16 protein-coding genes are annotated in these 19,647 nt (G+C 70.7%); 13 read left to right on the top strand and 3 right to left on the bottom strand.

Annotation, left to right across the window (positions count from 1 at the left end):
* The first annotated feature begins 3 nt into the window (after positions 1 to 3).
* The 11 genes from ACFYRH_RS08995 (at position 4) to ACFYRH_RS08945 (ending at position 13,061) form a co-directional block, all read left to right on the top strand.
* Positions 4 to 1,203, top strand: coding sequence for an MFS transporter (locus ACFYRH_RS08995; RefSeq protein ID WP_387770454.1), 1,200 nt, complete (start codon positions 4 to 6; stop codon positions 1,201 to 1,203).
* Between the two features lie 3 nt (positions 1,204 to 1,206).
* Positions 1,207 to 1,902, top strand: a complete 696-nt coding sequence (locus ACFYRH_RS08990) for a class I SAM-dependent methyltransferase (RefSeq protein ID WP_387770451.1) — start codon at positions 1,207 to 1,209, stop codon at positions 1,900 to 1,902.
* Positions 1,903 to 1,993: 91 nt separating this feature from the next.
* Positions 1,994 to 2,545, top strand: a complete 552-nt coding sequence (locus tag ACFYRH_RS08985; protein WP_387770448.1) for a hypothetical protein — start codon at positions 1,994 to 1,996, stop codon at positions 2,543 to 2,545.
* Positions 2,535 to 3,785 carry an ABC transporter substrate-binding protein gene (locus ACFYRH_RS08980; protein ID WP_387770445.1) on the top strand — a complete coding sequence of 417 codons (1,251 nt, stop codon included), beginning with the start codon at positions 2,535 to 2,537 and terminating at the stop codon, positions 3,783 to 3,785. Before ACFYRH_RS08985 ends, ACFYRH_RS08980 begins: the two co-directional genes overlap by 11 nt.
* Entirely contained in the window at positions 3,785 to 5,557 is a 1,773-nt protein-coding gene (locus tag ACFYRH_RS08975) for an ABC transporter permease subunit (RefSeq protein WP_387770442.1), read from the top strand. Before ACFYRH_RS08980 ends, ACFYRH_RS08975 begins: the two co-directional genes overlap by 1 nt.
* On the top strand, positions 5,554 to 6,837 hold the full coding sequence (locus ACFYRH_RS08970; RefSeq protein WP_387770439.1) for a hypothetical protein: 1,284 nt from the start codon (positions 5,554 to 5,556) through the stop codon (positions 6,835 to 6,837). The genes ACFYRH_RS08975 and ACFYRH_RS08970 overlap by 4 nt, the downstream gene beginning before the upstream one ends.
* Before the next feature lie 102 nt (positions 6,838 to 6,939).
* Entirely contained in the window at positions 6,940 to 8,340 is a 1,401-nt protein-coding gene (radA, locus tag ACFYRH_RS08965) for a DNA repair protein RadA (RefSeq protein WP_387770436.1), read from the top strand.
* A gap of 131 nt (positions 8,341 to 8,471) precedes the next feature.
* On the top strand, positions 8,472 to 9,410 hold the full coding sequence (locus ACFYRH_RS08960) for a beta-ketoacyl-ACP synthase III (protein WP_387770433.1): 939 nt from the start codon (positions 8,472 to 8,474) through the stop codon (positions 9,408 to 9,410).
* Positions 9,411 to 9,590: 180 nt separating this feature from the next.
* On the top strand, positions 9,591 to 10,685 hold the full coding sequence (gene disA, locus ACFYRH_RS08955) for a DNA integrity scanning diadenylate cyclase DisA (protein WP_387770430.1): 1,095 nt from the start codon (positions 9,591 to 9,593) through the stop codon (positions 10,683 to 10,685).
* A 295-nt stretch (positions 10,686 to 10,980) separates the two neighbouring features.
* On the top strand, positions 10,981 to 11,565 hold the full coding sequence (locus tag ACFYRH_RS08950; protein WP_387770427.1) for a PadR family transcriptional regulator: 585 nt from the start codon (positions 10,981 to 10,983) through the stop codon (positions 11,563 to 11,565).
* Positions 11,529 to 13,061, top strand: a complete 1,533-nt coding sequence (locus ACFYRH_RS08945; RefSeq protein ID WP_387770424.1) for a DHA2 family efflux MFS transporter permease subunit — start codon at positions 11,529 to 11,531, stop codon at positions 13,059 to 13,061. Before ACFYRH_RS08950 ends, ACFYRH_RS08945 begins: the two co-directional genes overlap by 37 nt.
* On the opposite strand, the gene ACFYRH_RS08940 is transcribed toward ACFYRH_RS08945, so the two are convergent.
* Positions 13,062 to 13,739, bottom strand: coding sequence for a hypothetical protein (locus tag ACFYRH_RS08940; RefSeq protein ID WP_387770421.1), 678 nt, complete (start codon positions 13,737 to 13,739; stop codon positions 13,062 to 13,064).
* 72 nt (positions 13,740 to 13,811) lie between these two features.
* Between ACFYRH_RS08940 and ACFYRH_RS08935 the strand changes: the two genes are divergently transcribed.
* On the top strand, positions 13,812 to 14,660 hold the full coding sequence (locus tag ACFYRH_RS08935; RefSeq protein ID WP_387770419.1) for an A/G-specific adenine glycosylase: 849 nt from the start codon (positions 13,812 to 13,814) through the stop codon (positions 14,658 to 14,660).
* Between the two features lie 64 nt (positions 14,661 to 14,724).
* Here ACFYRH_RS08935 and ACFYRH_RS08930 read toward each other — a convergent pair whose 3' ends face one another.
* Together ACFYRH_RS08930 and ACFYRH_RS08925 are read right to left on the bottom strand one after the other, a co-directional pair.
* On the bottom strand, positions 14,725 to 15,675 hold the full coding sequence (locus ACFYRH_RS08930; RefSeq protein WP_387770416.1) for a DivIVA domain-containing protein: 951 nt from the start codon (positions 15,673 to 15,675) through the stop codon (positions 14,725 to 14,727).
* A 72-nt stretch (positions 15,676 to 15,747) separates the two neighbouring features.
* The gene (locus ACFYRH_RS08925; protein WP_387770413.1) at positions 15,748 to 17,763 is read right to left on the bottom strand and encodes a kinetoplast-associated-like protein; all 2,016 of its coding nucleotides are present in this window, start codon (positions 17,761 to 17,763) and stop codon (positions 15,748 to 15,750) included.
* A gap of 1,685 nt (positions 17,764 to 19,448) precedes the next feature.
* On the opposite strand from ACFYRH_RS08925, the gene ACFYRH_RS08920 reads away from it, so the two are divergent.
* Positions 19,449 to 19,647, top strand: a 199-nt coding sequence (locus ACFYRH_RS08920) for a hypothetical protein (protein WP_387770410.1), incomplete at its 3' end; no start/stop codon positions are given.

Raw genomic sequence — 19,647 nt, 5'->3', positions numbered from 1 at the left:
CCCGTGACAAGCGAGCGGCAGCGGTCGACCCTGCGGGTGCTGGTGGCGAGCAACGCACTCGGCGGCGTCGCGACAGCGAGTGGTTTCGCGGTCGCCGCGCTGCTCGCGGAGAACGTGTCCGGGTCCACGTCGCTGGCCGGGCTGGTGGCTACCTCGACCACGCTGGGTGCGGCCGCACTCGCCGTACCGCTGGCGGGTCTGGCGCGGTCGCGTGGCCGACGGATCTCGCTGGCGACCGGCTATCTGATCGCCTGTGTCGGTGCAGTGCTGACGATCGTCGCCGCGCAGGTCGGCTCGCTGCCCCTGCTCCTGCTGGCCGGTTGCCTGTTCGGCAGTGGCTCGGCCTCCAACCTGCAGTCGCGGTACGCCGCGACCGACGGCGCCGAACCGAGCCGGGTCGCCCGTTCCCTGGCCGTGGTCGTCTGGGCGACCACCATCGGCGTCATCGTCGGCCCGAACCTGACCGGCGTCGGCGGCTCGGTCGGGGCATCGCTCGGCATCCTGGCGCTGGCGGGGCCGTACGTGTTCTCGGTGATCGCCTTCGGGCTGAGCTCCGCGACCGTGTGGGTGGGAATGCGCAGCCAGGTCCGGCCGGAGCGGGTGGAGCGCCAGCCGCTCGCCCAGACGTTCCGGCTGGTGATGAGCATCCCGCACGCCCGCCTCGGTCTGCTGGCCATCGCGACCGCGCACGCCGTGATGGTCGGCGTGATGTCGATGACCTCGGTGCACCTGCGGCACCACGGCGCCTCACTGACCATCGTCGGGTTCGTCATCAGCGGGCACGTCGCCGGGATGTACGCGCTGTCCCCGGTGACCGGCTGGCTGGCCGACCGGGTCGGCCGCATCCCCACGATCGGCATCGGTCTCGGCGTCCTCGCCGTCGCGATGACTCTGGCCGCGCTCGCTCCCGACGACGCCCACGCGCTCACCGGCCTCGCTCTGTTCACGCTCGGCCTCGGGTGGTCGGCCTGTCTGGTCGCCGGCTCGACGCTGCTGTCGCGCTCCGTCCCGGACGGCATCCGCACGTCCGCCCAGGGCCTGTCCGACCTCACCATGGGCGTCCTGGCTTCCCTTTCGGGCACTGCTGCCGGCCCGGTGCTCGCCACCCTCGGCTTCCACTGGCTGGCGGTCTTCTGCGGCATCCTGCTCGTCCCGGCCGCCCTGCTCGCCGCTACCACCAAACAGGTGGACACTAGGGTTTAGCGGGTGAGTATCGCCGAGGGTGGGATTCCGAGCCCGAACATCTGGCACCACCCGAAGGTGTACGAGATCGAGAACCGGGCGGTCGACCCGGACGGCGTGATCGAGCCGGCCATGCGGGCGATCCGGGACTGGGCCGGAGCGACGGTCCTCGACATCGGCTGCGGGACCGGCTTCCACCTGCCGACGTTCGCCGCGACCGCCGGACGGGTGATCGGCGTCGAACCGCACGGCGCATTGGCCGAGGCCGCACGACGCCGTACCCGCGCGTTGCCGAACGTCGAAGTACGCCAGGGTACGGCGCAACGCCTGCCGGTGCCGGACGCGTCGATCGACGTGATGCATGCCCGCTGGGCGTACTTCTTCGGCCCGGGTTGTGAGCCCGGTCTGGCCGAGCTGGACCGGGTGATGCGGCACGGCGGGACCGCGTTCGTGATCGACAACGACGGCAGCCGGTCGACGTTCGGGGAGTGGTTCCGGACGTCGTACCCGATGATCAAGGCGCCCGAGGTGGAGCGGTTCTGGACCGACCGGGGCTGGCACCGGACGCCACTGGACATGGGCTGGCGGTTCGAGTCCCGGGCCGATCTCGAGGCCGTGGTGAAGATCGAGTTCACGCCGAAGGACGCCCGCCGGATCCTCGCCTCGCACCAGGGCTCCGAGGTCGACTACGCGATCAATCTGTGGAGCAAGACCTTCTGAACGACACTCTGTGTGTCTGCGAACGGACCTCTGGGCCTCATAGGGTTGACGAACCACTCGACGGGGCTTTCTGGGGAGGCGCCAGCCACGGATGGACGGACTGCTGCTCGAAAACGTGCCGGGGCTGCCGGCGCGGCTCCGGATCGACGTCGGTGAGCAGCGTGCGGTCGTCGTGCCCAGCGTCAGCGATCGACGCCGCCTCGCCGACATCGTGACCGGACTGGACGAGCCACCGACCGGTGCGATCGTCCTGGCCGGCGGACCGATCCGGCTGGTCCCCGCGGAGGGTGGACTGCTTCCGCACCTCACTGTGCTCGACAACGTGATCCACGGCCACCGCACGGCCTATCCGGTCACCAAACAAGCAGCCCGGGAACAGAGCCTCGTGATGGCGACGAACTGCGGTCTCGAGGACGTCCTGGACCGCTACCCGCACGAGATCACTCCTGGCCGCCGTCGACTGGCCGGAGTGGCCCGGGCACTCGGCGCCTACCCGAGGGTGATCGTGCTGGAGGACGCGACCGGCCTACCGACCTGGGGATCGCTCCTGTCGATCCGCCCGAACCCCGACCTCCCGTCCGTCGCTCTGCTGCTCATCACGACCAGCACGACCCGTACGACGGGATTTGTCGATGCCGAGTAGTCGTCGGGCGTTTCTGGCCGGCGGAGCCACGCTCCTACTCGCGGGCTGCTCGAGTGACGTGCTGGGACTGCGGCGTGCGGTCCGCGTGGCCGTCAGCTGGAGCGGGCAGGAGCTGCGTGCGTTCCACAAGGTCCTCGACGGTCTCGGCTCTCTGAGCTACCCGGTCGAGGTCGTACCGCTGGGCGACGACATCTCGACCGCGTTCGGCGCACGGACCACGCGGCGTCCGGACATCGTCATGCTGCCGCAGCCGGGTCTGGTGCCGCGCCATCTCAACGCCCTCGACCCGATCCCGGACGACATCGCCCCACTCGGTCGGACCCGCCTGTGGAAGGAGCTCCTGGTCCACGAGGGCACGACGTACGGCGTGCCGTTCAAGACCGCGCACAAGTCGGCGGTCTGGTACCGGCCCTCGGTGTTCGCGAAGGCCGGCGTACAACCACCTCGCCTGTGGGACGAGTGGCTGACGCTGAACGAGGCGCTGACGCAGGCCGGGATCACACCGCTGTCGCTGGCCGCGGGTGACGGCTGGGTGCTCACCGACTTCCTGGAGAACATCCTGCTGGGGATCGCGCCGTCGGTGTATGCCGGTCTCGCGACGGCTGCAGACCCACGCCCGTCGCAGCAGCCGCAGTTCGGCGCCGCACTGCGATTTCTGGGGACCATGTGGTCCGCACCGGACGTGCTGGCAGGCGGAGTGAAGGGGTCACTCGTCCAGCAGTTCCCGGACGCACTGGTGGAGGTGTTCGGCCATCGCAGGGCCGCCATGGTGCTCGCGTCCGACTTCGCCGAGCCCGTGGTCCGCACTTTCGCGGCAGATCCCGAGGACATCGACCTGTTCACGTTCCCGCCGATGAACAAGGGAGCTGCAGCGCCGGTGGTCGTCGGCGGTGACGTGATGGTGCTGCCGAAGCCCACCACGGACGACGCCCGCGACCTGGTACGGCGGCTGTCCGAACGAACTGCCCCGGACCCGTGGATCAAGGAAGGTGGCTTCCTCGTCGACGGCCGCACCTCCGGCTACTCCTCCGAGCTCACACTGCTCGCCGAACAGCTCGCCACACCCGGTGAACAGCTCCAGTTCGACCTGTCCGACCGGCTCGGCCGGATCGGCGACATCAACGGGCTGTGGCGGGTGCTGACCGACTTCCTGATCGCGGTCGGCGGGCGCGGGCCCACCGTCGTACCTGCTGCCGTGGACGACGCGATCGAAGCGCTGCGGAAGGTGGAGGAGGGCTGATGGGACTGCACACCAACGGCCTGTCCCTCGAGGTCGTCGGCCGCGAGATCACCGGCCGCCCGGTGGCCGGCAGACCACGCCGACCGGCCGGGCCGTACCTGCTCGGGCTGCCGGCGTTGCTGCTCAGCTGCCTGCTGCTCGTACCGATCGGGTTCACCGTGGCTGCGGCCTTCCGGACAGCCAAGGGTTTCGGGCTCGGCAACTTCGCGGTGATGGGCGACCCCGCCGCACTGCATGCTGTGGGCAACAGTCTGCTGTGGGTCCTGGTGGCGTTCGCGACCGTCGCAGTCGGGTTCTCCCTTGCGCTGTTGAGCTATCGGCTTCCTGCGGTCACCACGTTCCTGCAGCCCGCGTTGGTGATCCCGTTCGCGGTGTCGGTGCTGGTGTCCGGTGCGACGTTCCGGCTGCTGTTCGACCCGACGCCGGAGCGCGGGACGGTCACGGCGGTCTTCACGCGACTCTTCGGCTCGAGTCCGGTCTGGCTGGGCCCTGGGCTGTTCTGGCTGGTGCTGGTGTCCGCGTTCGGTTGGACCTGGCTCGGGTACGTCGTCTCGCTGTTCCGCGCCGGTCTGGACGCCATACCGGACGACGTGACCCGGACGATGACAGCCGAAGGTGTGCGCGGGTGGCGGCGAGTGCGCGCACTGGAGATCCCACTGCTGCGGCCCATCACCGGCGTGGTCACGCTGACAGTCGTCATCGCGGCAGTGCGGGTCTTCGACTTGGTGCTGATCGTCGTACCGGGGTCTATGCAGCGGTCTGCCGACGTACTCGGACTGAACTGGTGGCGTGCCACCACAACCGGCGGTGACACCGGACGGACGGCAGCACTGGGTGTCGTACTGTTCGCGATCGTCGCGGCGGTCGGACTGATCGGAGTACGTGGTCTCCGTCGACGTCGGTGGGCGATGCCGGTGACCGTCGTACGGCCGGATCCCTCACTGGAGCGGCCGAAGCCAGGCCGAGCGGTACGCCGGTACGGCGGGCTCATCGGCTTCGCTGTGGCGCTGGTGTGGATCTTCCCGGCCGTCATCCTGGTCGCGACCGCGCTGCACTCACCACGCGAGGCAGGTATCCGCGGTTGGTGGTCGTTGTCTGGGCTCGGGTTCTCGTCGTTCGCAGCGGCCGCCAACGTCGGGCTGTTCCGGGCGTTGCTGTCCACGGTGATCATTGCGGGCGCAGCCACAGCAGTCCTGCTGGTGATCGCGGTACCGACGGCGTACCTGGTCGCGTGGGGCGGTCTGCCGACCCGACTCGGCCGCGTGGTGATGGCGGTCTTCGTAGTACTCGCAGTCACGCCAGTCCAGATGTACGCCGCCCCGCTGCGAGACGCGATCGATGCGGCTGGACTGGCCGGGTCCCGGGTCGCATTGGCGCTGGTACATGCGGCTGCGGGTCTGCCGTTCGCCGTACTGCTGCTGCGGTCCGCGTTCGCGTCAGCCCCGCCGGCGCTGGTTTCCGAGGCACTGCAGGGGCCTGTGCGGCAGAGCGCCGTACTGGCGACTGTTCAGCGAACGTATCGGCCTGCGCTGATCGCCGTCGCGGTGCTGGAGTTCGCACTGGTCTGGAACGACTTCATCGTCGGCTTCCTGATCAGCGGCCCGGGTACGACGCCGTTGTCGCTGGTGTTGTGGGGTGAGGCGCGACAGTTCTCCGCGTCGAGCGGACCGGTTGCTGCCGCGGCTGTGGTCGCGTCGATCGCGCCGGTGGTTCTCATGCTGTCGTTCTGGCGGACTGTGGTGCGCGGGCTGACGACGGGGAGCAGGCCATGAGCGAAGAGCCGAAGCCACCTGAACGGCCAGAACAACCGGAAGAGCCGTCCAGGACGCGCCGCTTTCAGCTCGTCATCGGTACCGTCGCATCGGCGCTGCTGACCGGCCTTGCGTCGGAGCTGCTGAACCAGAGCCTCGACAGTGGCGGTGTGGTGCAGTGGGTCGGCCTCGGCATCACAGTGCTGCTCGGCGTGATCACGATCGTCCAGTACGGGCCGACGTTGCGGCGCACCGGACACGACGTACCGGGGACGCCCGAGCTGCGTACGGCTGCCGATGAGGCTGAGCAGTGGATGATCGCGCTCGGCTCCGAGGCCGGCGGGATGTCTGCGGCCGAGTGGTACGGCAACAACCAGGACCAGCTCGTCGAGCTATTGGTGGCGGAGAAGGCGCGTGCCGACACGATCGACGACTACGCGCGGATCTGCGACGCGTTGGAGGCCTGGTACGTACGACGGGCGGATCCGGACGCGCTGCTGCAACTGAGTGACCTGCTGAGCGCTGCGGCCGAGGCGTGCGCGCGCCGGGACCTGACCGAGCTCGCTGCGGCGCGCGCGGCGACGGCGTACCGGATGATGGGTGACCTGGACACGGCGAGCACCCGACTCGGCATCTCCGACAACGTCGCGACCCACAACCGGACGGCGGCCGCTCTGACGACCCGGCGCCAGGTCGAACGGGCGCTGCTGCACCTGGCCCGCGCCGACCGCGCACCGGCCGGCAACGACCGCGACGAGGCCGTCCTCAACGCCCGCGACCGGCTGGACGACGCCCGTCTCAACCGCCCCGGGCCGGATCTCGCCGCCGAGATCGCGATCGGCATCAACCTCGCGGTCGTCCACCTGTACCGGCAGGACGCCGAAGCTGCCCTCGACCAGCTGCGACCGGCCCTCGCCCGCGCGGCCGCGGCGGGAGACCTGAGCGGACAGGCACATGCGCTGGAACTGATGGGCGTGGCCGCGTGGGTCCAGCGCAACAAGCACGAGGCCGCCAGCCGCTGGGCGCACGCCGCGCACCTCTACGGCGAGGTCGACGAGCGCGAAGGCCATGCCCGCTGCCTGCAGCACCTCGGTTCCGCGGAGGTCGTCACCGGCCGGCTCGACGCCGCGCTCGACCACCTCGAACAGAGCGCGATGCTGCGGACGTCGGACAGCGAGATCCTGACGAAGTACCTCGCGGCCGCCCGCCAAGCCTCCGAACCACCGCACGTCGAGGACGACCCCCCACACCTGACAGCCGCCACCTGGCTCAAACGCCTCCGCGGCTTCTTCACACACTGAACGGATTTCACCGACCACCCACACCATCTCGTACAAGCCCTCTGGCGCGGCTTCTACAGGCGGTGAACGGATTTGTCGGGGGCGTCGCCTAGGTTGGTCCTCATGGCGAAGGCGGCGACTCAGTCGAAGGGTAAGCCGGCGTACGCGTGCTCGGAGTGTGGCTGGACCTCCGCGCGCTGGATCGGGCGGTGCGGCGAGTGCCAGGCCTGGGGGACGGTCGCCGAGGTCGGCGCGCCGAAGGCCGCGCGGATCACCGCCGGCCCGGTGTCGTCACCCGCGATGCCGATCGCCAAGGTGTCCGCGATCGAGGCCGAGTCCCGCCCGACCGGGATCGGCGAGCTCGACCGAGTGCTCGGCGGCGGCGTCGTGCCGGGCGCGGTGATCCTGCTGGCGGGCGAACCCGGCGTCGGAAAGTCCACGCTGCTGCTCGAGGTCGCGGCCCAGTCGGCCCGCGGCGGCCAGCGGACCCTCTACGTGTCCGGCGAGGAGTCGGCCGCCCAGGTCCGCCTCCGCGCCGGCCGGACCGACGCGCTGGTCGACGAGCTGTACCTCGCGGCCGAGACCGACCTGTCCGCGGTCGTCGGCCAGGTCGACGCGGTCGAGCCGTCGTTCCTGGTGATCGACTCGGTGCAGACCATGGCGCACCCGGAGGTCGACGGTGCGCCGGGTGGTGTCACGCAGGTCCGCGAGGTGACCGGTGCGCTGGTCCGGCTCGCCAAGGAGCGGCACATCGCGGTGGTCCTGGTCGGCCACGTGACGAAGGACGGCGCGATCGCCGGTCCGCGGATGCTCGAGCACCTGGTCGACGTGGTGCTCGCCTTCGACGGCGACCGGCACTCGGGGTTCCGGATGGTGCGCGCCACCAAGAACCGCTTCGGCCCGTCCGACGAGGTGGGCTGCTTCGACATGGTCGACACCGGGATCGTCGAGGTCACCGACCCGACCGGCCTGTTCGTCTCCGAGCACGCCGAGCCGGTCGCCGGGACGTGCGTGACGGTGATGATGGAGGGCCGCCGCCCGCTGCTCGCCGAGGTGCAGGCCCTGGTCGGCCCGTCGGCGGCACCCCAACCCCGGCGTACGACGTCCGGCCTGGAGTCGTCGCGGGTCGCGATGGTGCTCGCCGTCCTGGGGAACCGCGTCGGCCTGAAGCTGACCGACCAGGAGGTGTACGTCGCGACCGTCGGCGGTGTGAAGATCACCGAGCCGGTCGCGGACCTGTCGGTGGCGATCGCGGTCGCGTCCTCGGTGATGGACCGGCCGATCCACCCCGGGCTGATCGCGATCGGCGAGGTCGGCCTGGCCGGCGAGGTACGACGGGTCGGCGGCCTGGAGAAACGCCTCGCGGAGGCGGCCCGGCTCGGCTTCACCAAGGCGATCGTGCCGGCCGACGTCCCGAACCGGAGCAAGGACATGAAGCCGATGGACATCCAGAAGAAGTACGGGCTGCGCACGTTCGCGGCGCCGGACCTGCCGTCCGCGCTGATGGCCGCCGGTCTCGCCTGACGGGCTGTGTTCCCCGCCACAGGTGAGACGGGGGATCACCAGCCACCGGGCCGGGAACGTACCCTGGGGACCGCCCCCGCCGGGTTCAGCGTCGAACCTGGGTGTCCCCCGGATGACTGCAGGAGCACCTGATGACCGGATCAAGAGTTGTCGCGCTCGGCCACTACCAGCCGGAACGGGTGCTCACCAACGACGAGCTCGCCACCATGGTCGAGACCAACGACGAGTGGATCCAGAGCCGGGTCGGCATCCGGGAGCGCCGGATCGCGGCGCCCGACGAGTCCGTCGACGAAATGGCCTGGCGCGCCGCCGACAAGGCCGTGGCGAACGCCGGCATCGACGTCACCGAGATCGACTACGTGGTCGTCGCGACCTGCACCGCGATCGACCGGTCGCCGAACATCGCCGCCCGGGTCGCTGCCCGGCTCGGCCTCGGCAACCCGGCCGCCATCGACGTGAACACCGCCTGCTCGGGTTTCGCCTACGCGATGGCGACCGCCGACCAGGCGATCCGCGCCGGCGCCGCGAGCAAGGCGCTGGTGATCGGTGTCGAGAAGCTCAGCGACTGGACGGACTGGACGGACCGCACCACCTGCGTGCTGATCGGCGACGGCGCCGGCGCCGCGGTGCTGGTGGCCAGCGAGGAGCCGGAGATCGGTCCGGTGGTCTGGGGCTCGGTGCCGGAGATGTCGGACGCGGTCCGGATCGAGGGCCGCGAAGGCCCGTTCCAGCAGGAGGGTCTGAGCGTCTTCCGCTGGGCCACGACGCAGCTGCCGGAGATCGCCCAGCAGGTCTGCGCGAAGGCCGGCCTGAAGCCCGAGGAGCTCGGCGGCGTCGTCCTGCACCAGGCGAACCTGCGGATCATCGAGCCGCTCGCGAAGCGTCTCGGCGCGGTCAACGCGGTGGTCGCCAAGGACGTCGTGGAGTCCGGGAACACCTCGGCCGCGAGTATCCCGATCGCGCTGTCGAAACTGGTCGAGAAGCGCGAGATCCCGAGCGGCGCGCCGGTACTGCTGTTCGGATTCGGTGGCGGCCTGTCGTACGCCGGTCAGGTCATCCGCTGCCCCTGACGCGGCAGGCGTCGTACCGCCGCGGCCTTCGTCCACACGGGAAAGCCGGAGTGCACGGTCCGGATGCACGGGCTGGTGCACGCGCATCGGCCGCCGCGGGCCGCGGTACGGGCGATGCTCGCGCGCGGGCTGCGGATATCCGCGCAACACCGTGCGCAGGACCGCATAGACTCAGGTTCCGTGGCACCGAACACGGACAAGAACAGCACCGGCGCCCGGCTGCGCGCGACGCTCGCGGCGGTGGCACCCGGCACCGAGCTGCGTGAAGGCCTGGAACGGATCCTGCGCGGGCGGACCGGCGCACTGATCGTGCTCGGTCATGACAAGGCGGTCGACGCGATCTCCACCGGCGGCTTCGAGATCGACGTCGAGTTCACCGCGACCGGACTCCGCGAACTCAGCAAGATGGACGGCGCGATCGTCCTCGACCGCGACGCCACCCGGCTGATCCAGGCCGCCGTGCACCTGATGCCGGACCCGGCGATCGTCACCCAGGAGACCGGCACCCGGCACCGGACCGCCGACCGGGTCGCGCGGCAGACCGGGTTCCCGGTGATCTCGGTGTCGCAGTCGATGCACATCATCGCGCTGTACGTCGACGACCAGCGCTACGTGCTCGAGGACTCCGGAGCGATCCTGTCCCGCGCGAACCAGGCACTGGCCACCCTCGAGCGCTACAAGCTGCGCCTCGACGAGGTGTCCGGCACGCTGTCCGCGCTGGAGATCGAGGACCTGGTCACGGTCCGCGACGTCGCCGCGGTCGCGCAGCGGCTGGAGATGGTCCGCCGGATCGCCACCGAGATCGACGGGTACGTCGTCGAGCTCGGCACCGACGGCCGGCTCCTCACCCTGCAGCTGAACGAACTCGTCGCGGGTGTCGCCGGCGAACGCGAGCTCGTCGTCCGCGACTACCTCCCGCCCGCGACCGGCCGCCGCCCGAAGACCGCCGACGACGTACTCGGCGAGCTCGATGCGGTCAGCCCCGGCGACCTGCTCGACATCGGCCAGGTGGCGCGGGCGCTGCAACTAGGTGGTGCCGAGCAGCTCGACGCCGCGGTCACGCCGCGCGGCTACCGTCTGCTCGCCAAGGTGCCGCGCCTCCCCGGCGCCGTGATCGACCGCCTGATCGACCACTTCGGCCACCTCCAAAAGTTGCTCGCGGCAAGCATCGACGACCTGCAGACGGTCGAGGGCGTCGGGGAGAACCGCGCCCGCACCGTCCGCGAGGGCCTCTCCCGCCTCGCCGAATCCAGCATCCTCGAACGCTACGTCTAGCAACCGAGAGGACGCGCGTACGGCGGGCTGTCTTTTCTGCTGGCTCCGCCGGCGCGCATCCCGCAATACCCACCACCGCCCCGGCCCGAGACCTGTGCCGAAGCACGCGAACCCTCCGGCCGGACCGAACACACCCCCACCACGAGGAGTGGTTATCCCCTCGTAGTGGGGGTTCTTCGTTGGTATACGAGCAGACAACCCCCACCACGAGGGGTTAACCACTCTTGCGCGGTAGCCTCTTCGGCGTAATACTCCAGGTGGAACATTTCGTACGGAACAATCCGGGTGGAGGATCATGGCCGAGCTCACACCGCTGGCGATCTCGGTGCTGGCGTTGCTCGAGGAGCGGTCGATGCATGCCTACGAGATGTACCAACTGCTGATCACGCGGCACAACGACCGGCTGCTCAAGGTCCACCCTGGCTCGCTGTACCACACCGTCGAGCGGCTGGCCGGTCAGAAGTACGTGCGCGCGATCGGCACCGAGCGGGCCGGGAACCGCCCCGAGCGCACGACGTACGAGATCACCCCGGACGGCACCGAGGCGCTGAAGTCGCGGGTCGAGACCGCGATCGAGGAGTACGTCTACGAATACCCGCTCTTCCCGGTGGTACTGAGTGAAGCGCACAACCTCGACGCCGACGACGCGGTACTGCGGTTCCGCCGCCGCGTCGCGGACCTCGAACTGCAGCTCACCGAGATCGACGACGCGCTCGCCGGCGCCGCGGCCCGGGGCGTGCCCGAGCCGTACTGGATGGCCGGCGGCTACGTCCGCGGTCAGCTCGCGGCGGAGCGCGACTGGCTCACCACCACCATCGAACGTATCGAGAGCAAGGACCTGGAATGGCAACCCCGCAAGACTCCCAGCACGACCGTGTGAGGCCGGAGGTCCGGCCCTGGCCGGCGTTGTGGGCGCTGGTCCTCGGCTTCTTCATGATCCTGGTCGACTCGACCATCGTCTCGGTCGCCACCCCGGCGATCCTCGAGGACTTCGGGTCCGATGTCGGCACGGTGGTCTGGGTGACCAGCGCCTACCTGCTGGCGTACGCCGTCCCGCTGCTGATCACCGGGCGGCTCGGTGACCGGGTCGGCCCGAAGAAGCTCTACCTGACCGGGCTGGCGCTGTTCACGCTGGCGTCGGTGTGGTGCGGGCTCACCAACACCATCGAGATGCTGATCGTGGCGCGGGTGTTCCAGGGTCTCGGCGCGTCGATGATGACGCCGCAGACGATGGCGGTGATCACCCGGATCTTCCCGCCGAACCAGCGCGGCCGGGCGATGAGCCTGTGGGGCGCGACCGCGGGCGTGGCGACGCTGGTCGGCCCGATCCTCGGCGGGGTCCTGGTCGACGGGCTCGGCTGGCAGTGGATCTTCTTCGTCAACGCACCGGTGGGCCTGGTCGGGTTCGTCCTGGCGATGCGCCTGGTGCCGGACCTGCCGACGCACCGGCACAAGTTCGACCTGGTCGGCGTGGTGCTGAGCGCGGTCGGGCTGTTCCTGCTGGTGTTCGGGATCCAGGAGGGGCAGAAGTACGACTGGGGTCAGATCAAGGGACCGATCTCGGTCTGGTCGCTGATCATCTCCGGCCTCGTCGTGCTCGCGATCTTCGTCTTCTGGCAGTCCCGGACCCGCGGCGAACCGCTGCTGCCGCTCGGCCTCTTCAAGGACCGCAACTTCTCGCTGGCGAACGTCGCGATCACCACGGTCGGGTTCGCGATCACCGCGATGGCGTTCCCGCTGATGCTGTGGGCGCAGGCCGTCCGCGGCCTGACCCCGACCCGGGCGGCGCTGCTGCTGGTGCCGATGGCCGTCATCTCCGGCGCGCTCGCCCCGTTCGTGGGCCGGCTCGTCGACCGGACGCCGCCGCGGTTCATCGCCGGGTTCGGACTGCTGTGCTGCTCGGTGTCCCTGTTCTGGATGAGCCAGGTGATCGAGCCCGACGTACCGATCTGGGAGCTCTTGCTGCCGATCGCGCTGCTCGGGGTCGCGAACGGCTTCATGTGGGCCCCGATCGGTACGACGGCCACGCGGAACCTCCCGCTGCACCAGGCGGGCGCGGGCGCCGGGGTCTACAACACGACGCGGCAGGTCGGCGCGGTCCTCGGCAGCGCGAGTATCGCCGTACTGATGGAGTCGCGGCTGGCGCACAACCTGCCGCGGATGGCGGGCGGTGCGGCATCGACCGGCGAGGGGTTCTCGGGCGGGAAGCTGCCGGAGATCGTCCGCCAGGGCTTCAGTGACTCGATGGCGCAGTCGCTGATCCTGCCGGCGCTGGTGCTGCTGATCGGGCTCGCCGCGGCCTTGATGTTCGCTGCCCCGACCTACCTCGGCAAGCAGCCGGCCGGCGCGACGCAGCCTGCCACCGAAGCGAGCTGATCAGACGACCAGGAAGGCCTGGGCTCCGGACAGCTGCCCGTCGTACTCGGCCTTGACGACATAGGTGCCAGGCTTGGCGACCGGTTGACCCGGCAGACAGCCAGGCCTGGACCGCTGTCCGTTCCAGGGCACGGTGACCGCAGCTTGCTTGCCCTTGGCAACTATGAGGGTGGCGGTCTGGATCGCCTTCTCGCACTGGGTCGAGCTCCAGATCAGGTCCTTGCCCGAGGTCACCGTGACCGTCAGCCGGTCGGGGCCGACGGTCGCCTTGCAGCCGTCGCCGGACGGGGTCAGCTGGACGACGAAGTTCAGCGCGGAGCCAGAGGCGATCTTCCGGTTCGCCGGCAGCGCGGCGACCCGGACATCGGAGCCCTTGCAGGGCTGGTCGCCGGGCGGCGTCGTCTTGGTCGGCTTCGGGGTGGGCGTCGGCGTCTCAGTCGGCGTCTCAGTCGTCGCCGGAGTGCTACTGAGCGAGGTGCTCGGCGCACTGGCCGGCGGGGCGCCCGACGGGTTCGGCTGCGGGTCGGTCGAGGCGGCGTCCTTGGTGTCGTCACCGCCGCCGGCGAACAGCCGCGAGATCAGGAAGATCAGCACAACTACGACCGCGAGCACCAGTCCCCGGCGGAACCAGTACACGCTGGCGGGCAGGTGCCCGACCGGACGGAGCAGGCTGCTCATGGAGCGCACTCTAATATCGGCCGTGTGCTGGACCACTCAGGCTCGCCGTTAGCCGGCGCGCTCCATGACCCCGTGCTGACCTGGTACGACGCCAACAAGCGGACCCTCCCGTGGCGGGAGCCGGACGCCGGGGCGTGGGCCGTCATGGTCAGCGAGTGCATGTTGCAGCAGACACCGGTCAATCGGGTGCTGCCGGCGTACCAGCGGTGGATGGAGCGGTGGCCGAAGCCGGTAGATCTGGCCGCAGAGGCTCCTGGTGAGGCTGTGCGGGCCTGGGACCGGCTCGGGTACCCCAGACGTGCGCTCCGGCTCCACGCCGCCGCTCAGGCGATTGTGGAGCGTCACGGCGGCGAGGTGCCGGACGACCACGCAGACCTTCTCGCGCTGCCCGGCGTCGGTACGTACACGGCTGCCGCGATCGCATCCTTCGCCTATGGCCAGCGGCACGCCGTCGTCGACACCAACGTCCGCCGTGTCCTCGCCCGCGCGCTGACCGGTGTCGCCCAGCCGAGCATCTCCCCCACCGCCGCGGACCAGCGCCTCGCCGTCGCGGCTCTCCCGGCCGACGAACACACCGCCGCCCGCTGGGCCGTCGCCTCGATGGAGCTCGGTGCCCTCATCTGCACCGCCCGTACGCCGCGCTGCGCCGACTGCCCGATCCGGTCCCAGTGTGCCTGGGTGCTCGCCGGAAGTCCGCCGTACGACGGCCCTCCGCGCCGTGGGCAGACGTACGAAGGCACGGACCGCCAGGCCCGCGGCCGCCTGCTCGCCGTACTGCGTTCCGCGGCAGCGCCGGTGCCGAAATCCGAGCTGGATGCCTGCTGGCCGGACGCCGTACAACGTGAACGTGCGCTGGACGGCCTGGTCGCCGACGGCCTCGTCGAACCGCTGGCCGATCAGCAGTACCGGCTACCCGGATAAAACCACCCTGCCGAACCAAGAGGCCGGCTCGTCGCGCGAGCCGGCCTCTCAGGTGATGGGTTCTTCAGTTCTTCTTGCTGCCGGAGGTGGCGTCTTCCTCGTCGTCGGCCAGCAGGTCGAGCGGCATCGCCGGGCTGCCGGACAGCGTCGCCAGCATCTGGCGGACGTTGGTCAGCTGCGCGTTGATGCTGTCCCGGCGCTGCGTCGCGGCCGCGAGCTCACGCTCGGACTCGGCACGGATGCGCTCGGCCTTGTCCTTCGCGGCGGCGACGATCTCCTGGGCCTGCCGGTTGGCGTCGGCCAGCTGCTGCTGGGACAACCGCTCGGCCTCGGAACGGGACCGGTCGGCCTCGCGCTGCACCTGCGCGGCGCGGTCGGTGACGGCGGCCAGCTGCTGCTCGGCCAGCGCGGTCCGGGCGGCGAACTCCTGCTCGACCTTGCCCCGGCGCTCGGCCAGGGTGGTCTCGAAGGCGGCCGCGGCCTGAGCGGACTTGGCCCGCTCCTGCTCGTACAGCGCCTGGGCCTCGCTGCGGCGCGCGGTGGCGTCGCGCTCGGCCTCGTCACGCATGTCGTCGGCCTGGGTCCGGGCCTCTTCGAGGATCCGGGCGGCCTCGGCGTCGACCTCGCTCTTCCAGTCCAGCGAGTACTGCTCGGCCTCCTTGCGGACCTTCTTGGCGTGCGCCTCACCGTCCGCGACGATCGCCTCGGCATCGGTGCGCGCGCGGGTCACCAGGTCACGGGCCTCGTCGTCGGCCAGCGACAGGATCTTCGCGACCCGCTCACCGAACTCGGTGAACGTCGGGGCACGGTCCTTGGAGTCCTCCTGGGCGGAGATGACGGCCGCCTCCGCCGCGTCCGTGCGGGACTGCAGCTCCTGGACGTGCCGCTGCAGCTGCTCCGACTGCTGCTGCAGGGCGGTCAGGGAGGTGGTCAGCTCACGGATGTGCTGATCCACCTGGGCAGGCTCGTAGCCACGCAGAACGGTACGGAACGGGGTTGGGCTTTCACTGCTCATGTTTTCCGATGCTCACTTCGATGGGTGGGTGGATCACACATTGTCACTGACAAGGATCTGACTGTCACGTCCTCATCCTGATTCCCCCGTGGAACCCTCACTGGAGGACATTCCACCACCTGGGCGGAACCCCGGTACAGCGAGTGCCTCGATCACACCCGAAAGCTGGGTGAGCTCCTTGGTGATCTCATCACGGCGCTGGTTCAACGCCGCGACCCTCGCCTCGGCGTCGGCGAGAAGTTTTCGGGCCTGGGCGCGCAGGGTGTCGGAGTGCTCACGGGCCTGCGCCTCGATCTGCTGCGCTTCCGCGCGGGACTTGCGGATCAGTTCGTGCGACTGGCGCTGCGCCTCGGACAGATCGTTGGCGGCGCGTTCGCGCAGTACCTGGGTGCTGGCCTCGGCCTCGGCCTCGCGGCGGTTCGCCCGCTCGATGATCTCCTGCGCGTCCTGGGCGGCCGAGTTCTTCAGCCGGTCGGCCCGGGCCTGCGCCTGGGCGGTGACCCGCTCGGCCTCCTGCCTGGCCGACGTCAGCGTCGCCTCCGCCTGCTCGCCGGCCGAGTACAGCGTGGTCTCGGCGAGCTGGGTGAGCTCGGCGTTCTCCCTGGCGATCGCATCCTGGGTCTGCTTCAGCCGGCTGGTCGAGCGGCCGACCACGCGGCGCAGGTGCGCGCGCTTCTTCCGGAGCAGTTCGGCCGCGTCGGCGGCGGCCTGCTCACGGATCGACTGCGCCTCCGACTCGGCGGCGGCGATCAGGTCGTCGACGGTCTTCTTGCTCCACAGCGTCTGCTTCTCGGCCTCGGCCAGCGCCGCCTCGGCCGCCTGGTTCGCCTCCTCGACGATCCGCTGCGCCTCGCCGGAGGCCGCCCGGCGGTCCGCCTCGATCGAGTCGACGACCAGCTTGGCCTGGGCCCGCGCGTCGGCCATCAGCCGCTCGTTACCGGCCTCCGCCTCGGCCTTGCGCTCGGCGATCTCGGCGACCGCCTCGTTGCGCAGCTTGTCGATCTCCAGCGAGATCGCGGCCAGCTTGGCCCGCTCGGTCTCCTCGAGCTCCGCCGTACGGCGCTCCAGCTCGGCACGGTTCTCGCCACGCAGCCGCTCGATCTCCGCGTGCGCTTCGGCGATCTCGATCCGGCACTTCTCCCGCGCGGTCTCGACCTCGCGCTCGACGGCGGCCCGCAGCTCACTCGCCTCGGACTCGGCCCGGGCGATCAGATCGGCCTCGTTGCGGACCGCGGCCTGCGACACCAGCGCGGCCTGCTCGCCGGCGTCGGCGACCAGTTGCTGCGCTTCCTTGCCGGCCCGCTCGACGGTCGACTGCGCCGACTGGCGCGCCAGCCGCGCCTCCTCGAGCAGCTCGTCGGCCTCGTCCTTCACGCGGCCCGCTTCGACCTCGGCGGCCGCGATCCGGCGGTCAGCCGCCGCCTGCGACTCGGCCCGCAGCTTCTCGGCCGCGGCCTCGCTCTCGGTCCGGAGCTTCTCGGCGGCCGCTTCGCTCTCGGTCCGGAGCTTCTCAGCGGCCGCTTCCGACTCCGACCGGCGCCTGGCCACCTCCTCGGCGACCGTCGCCCGGAGCTGCTCGGCAGCGGACTCCGACTCGGCCTTCAGCCGCTCGGCGATGGCAGCCGCCTCGCTGCGCACGCGCTCGGCCTCGGCGGTCGATTCGGCCGTCAGCGCGTCGGCAGCGGCGGCCGCGTCACGGCGTACCCGCTCGGCTTCCGCGGTGGACTCGGCGCGCAGCCGGTCGGCAGCCTCCTGGGCCTCGGAGCGGACCCGCTCCGCCTCGGCCTCGGACTCGTTCCGGAGCTGCTCAGCCGACCGCTCCGCGTCGCTCAGCACCCGCTGGGCGGCCGCCATCGCGTCCGACCGGAGCTTCCTGGCCGCAGCATCCGCCTCGGCCTTCAGGCGCTCGTTCGCGGCGCGGATCCGGCCGGCCTCGACGCGGGCCACATCGTTCTCGTGCTCGGCCTGTTCGCGCAGGGTGTCGGCGATCCGCTGGGCCCGCTCGAGCACCCCGCCGGCCTGCCGCACGCCAAAGGAACCGGCGTCGGCGACCGGTTCCTGGGTCAGGGGCAGACGCGGCGCGTCCATGCGACGAGATGATTCCATTACCGGCCCCCTTTCCGACAGTCCGGGTCCGAACAGCGTGCTCACAGGGTTACAACGCGGTAGACAGGCGGTAGGTAACTGCTTCCTCAGCAATCGGGCGATCTTCCCACCGATCCGAAGGCCGACGCGAGCCGACTCCGTACCGACTTGATCACGCTCCGCAGGACGATACGACCAATCAGTAGCCTCCGCGCAATTCCCGCGTGTCCCCCGATACGCCAGCCCCCACCGCAGTACTGACCACCCGTCCAGCCCTTCCATCCGGCCTGGACCATTACCCCTCCCCACCCCAAGGCGAGCGGTTATCCCCTCGGATTGGGGGTTCTCTACTGGTCTACGGACGGACAACCCCCAACGCCAGGGGTTGAGCGCTCCTGCGTGATTCGAGGCCGTTGCGTAGCGGCCGACGAGGCAGCCTGCACCCTCGCGGCGGAACCAGCCACGGCTAGCTGAGCTAGCCCCGTAGGACGCCACCGACGTGACGGCACGCCGTACGCGCGGCACCGGCCTGCCGCAGGCACGCAAGACACGTGCGACGGCTCCGGCACGGTCGCGATACGAGCGGTTATCCGCTCGTTTTGGGGGTTCTCTGCCGGTACACCAGCGCAGAACCCCCAACACGAAGGGATAACCCCTCCAACGCGCCACCCCGAACGACCGACAGCACCCCCGAGCGGGCAGCCGCGGCCGGAACAACCGGCGCGGCGCAGCGTGCGATGGCGCAGCGTGGCGCTGACGCAGCGTGCGATGGCGCGGCAGGCGCTGGCCCAGCGTGGCGGTGGCGCGGCGTGGCGGTGGCGCAGCGTGCGATGGCGCAGCGTGCGGTGGCGCGGCGTGGCGCTGGCGCAGCGTGCGATGGCGCAGCGTGCGGTGGCGCGGCGTGGCGCTGGCGCAGCGTGCGATGGCGCGGCAGGCGCTGGCGCGGCGTGGCGGTGGCGCGGCGTGGCGGTGGCGCGGCGTGGCGGTGGCGCAGCGTGCGGTGGCGCTGGCGTGGCGTGGCGTATACGAGGGGTTATCCGCTCGTCTTGGGGGTTCTCCGTCCGTACACCAGCCCAGAACCCCCAACACGAAGGGATAACCCCTCCAACGCACCACCCCGAACGACCGACAGCACCCCGAGCGGGCAGCCGCGGCCGGAACACCCGGCGCGGCCCAGCGCGCGGTGGCGCAGCGTGGCGCTGACGCAGCGCGCGGTGGCGCAGCGTGGCGCTGACGCAGCGCGCGATAGCGCAGCGTGGCACTGACGCAGCGCGCGATAGCGCAGCGTGGCACTGACGCAGCGCGCGCTGGCCCAGCGTGGCGCTGGCGCAGCGTGCGGTGGCGCTGGCGTGGCGTGGCGTATACGAGGGGTTATCCGCTCGTCTTGGGGGTTCTCCGTCCGTACACCAGCCCAGAACCCCCAACACGAAGGGATAACCCCTTCAACGCGCCACCCCGAACGACCGACGGCACCCCCGAGCGGGCAGCCGCGCGGACGGAACACCGGGCGCGGCGCGGGACGGCGCGGGATTGAGCGGCGCGGGATTGAGCGGCGCGGGATTGAGCGGCGCGGGGCGGGCGCGGGACGGCACGGGATTGGGCGGCACTGCGCGGGGTTGTGCAGGAGGGGGTGCGCAGGGCCGGCGCAGCGGGCGCCGTGGCGGTGGGACTCCGCGGAAGGGTGGGGTTTGGAGACGATCCGGCAACGCGCGGCCAGCCGCCGTGGGAACGGCGTGGTCGCCCGTGGGAACGGCGTGGTCGCCCGCCGGAAACGGCGTGGTCGCCCGCCGGAAACGGCGTGGTCGCCCGCCGGAAACGGCGTGGTCGCCCGCCGGAAACGGCGTGGTCGCCGCAACTCCTTGGGGAGTTGCGGCGACCACTGGGTTA

This window comes from Kribbella sp. NPDC004875, from assembly GCF_042873375.1.
Taxonomy (GTDB): Bacteria; Actinomycetota; Actinomycetes; order Propionibacteriales; family Kribbellaceae; genus Kribbella.
This window is presented reverse-complemented; position numbering and strand designations above follow the sequence as displayed.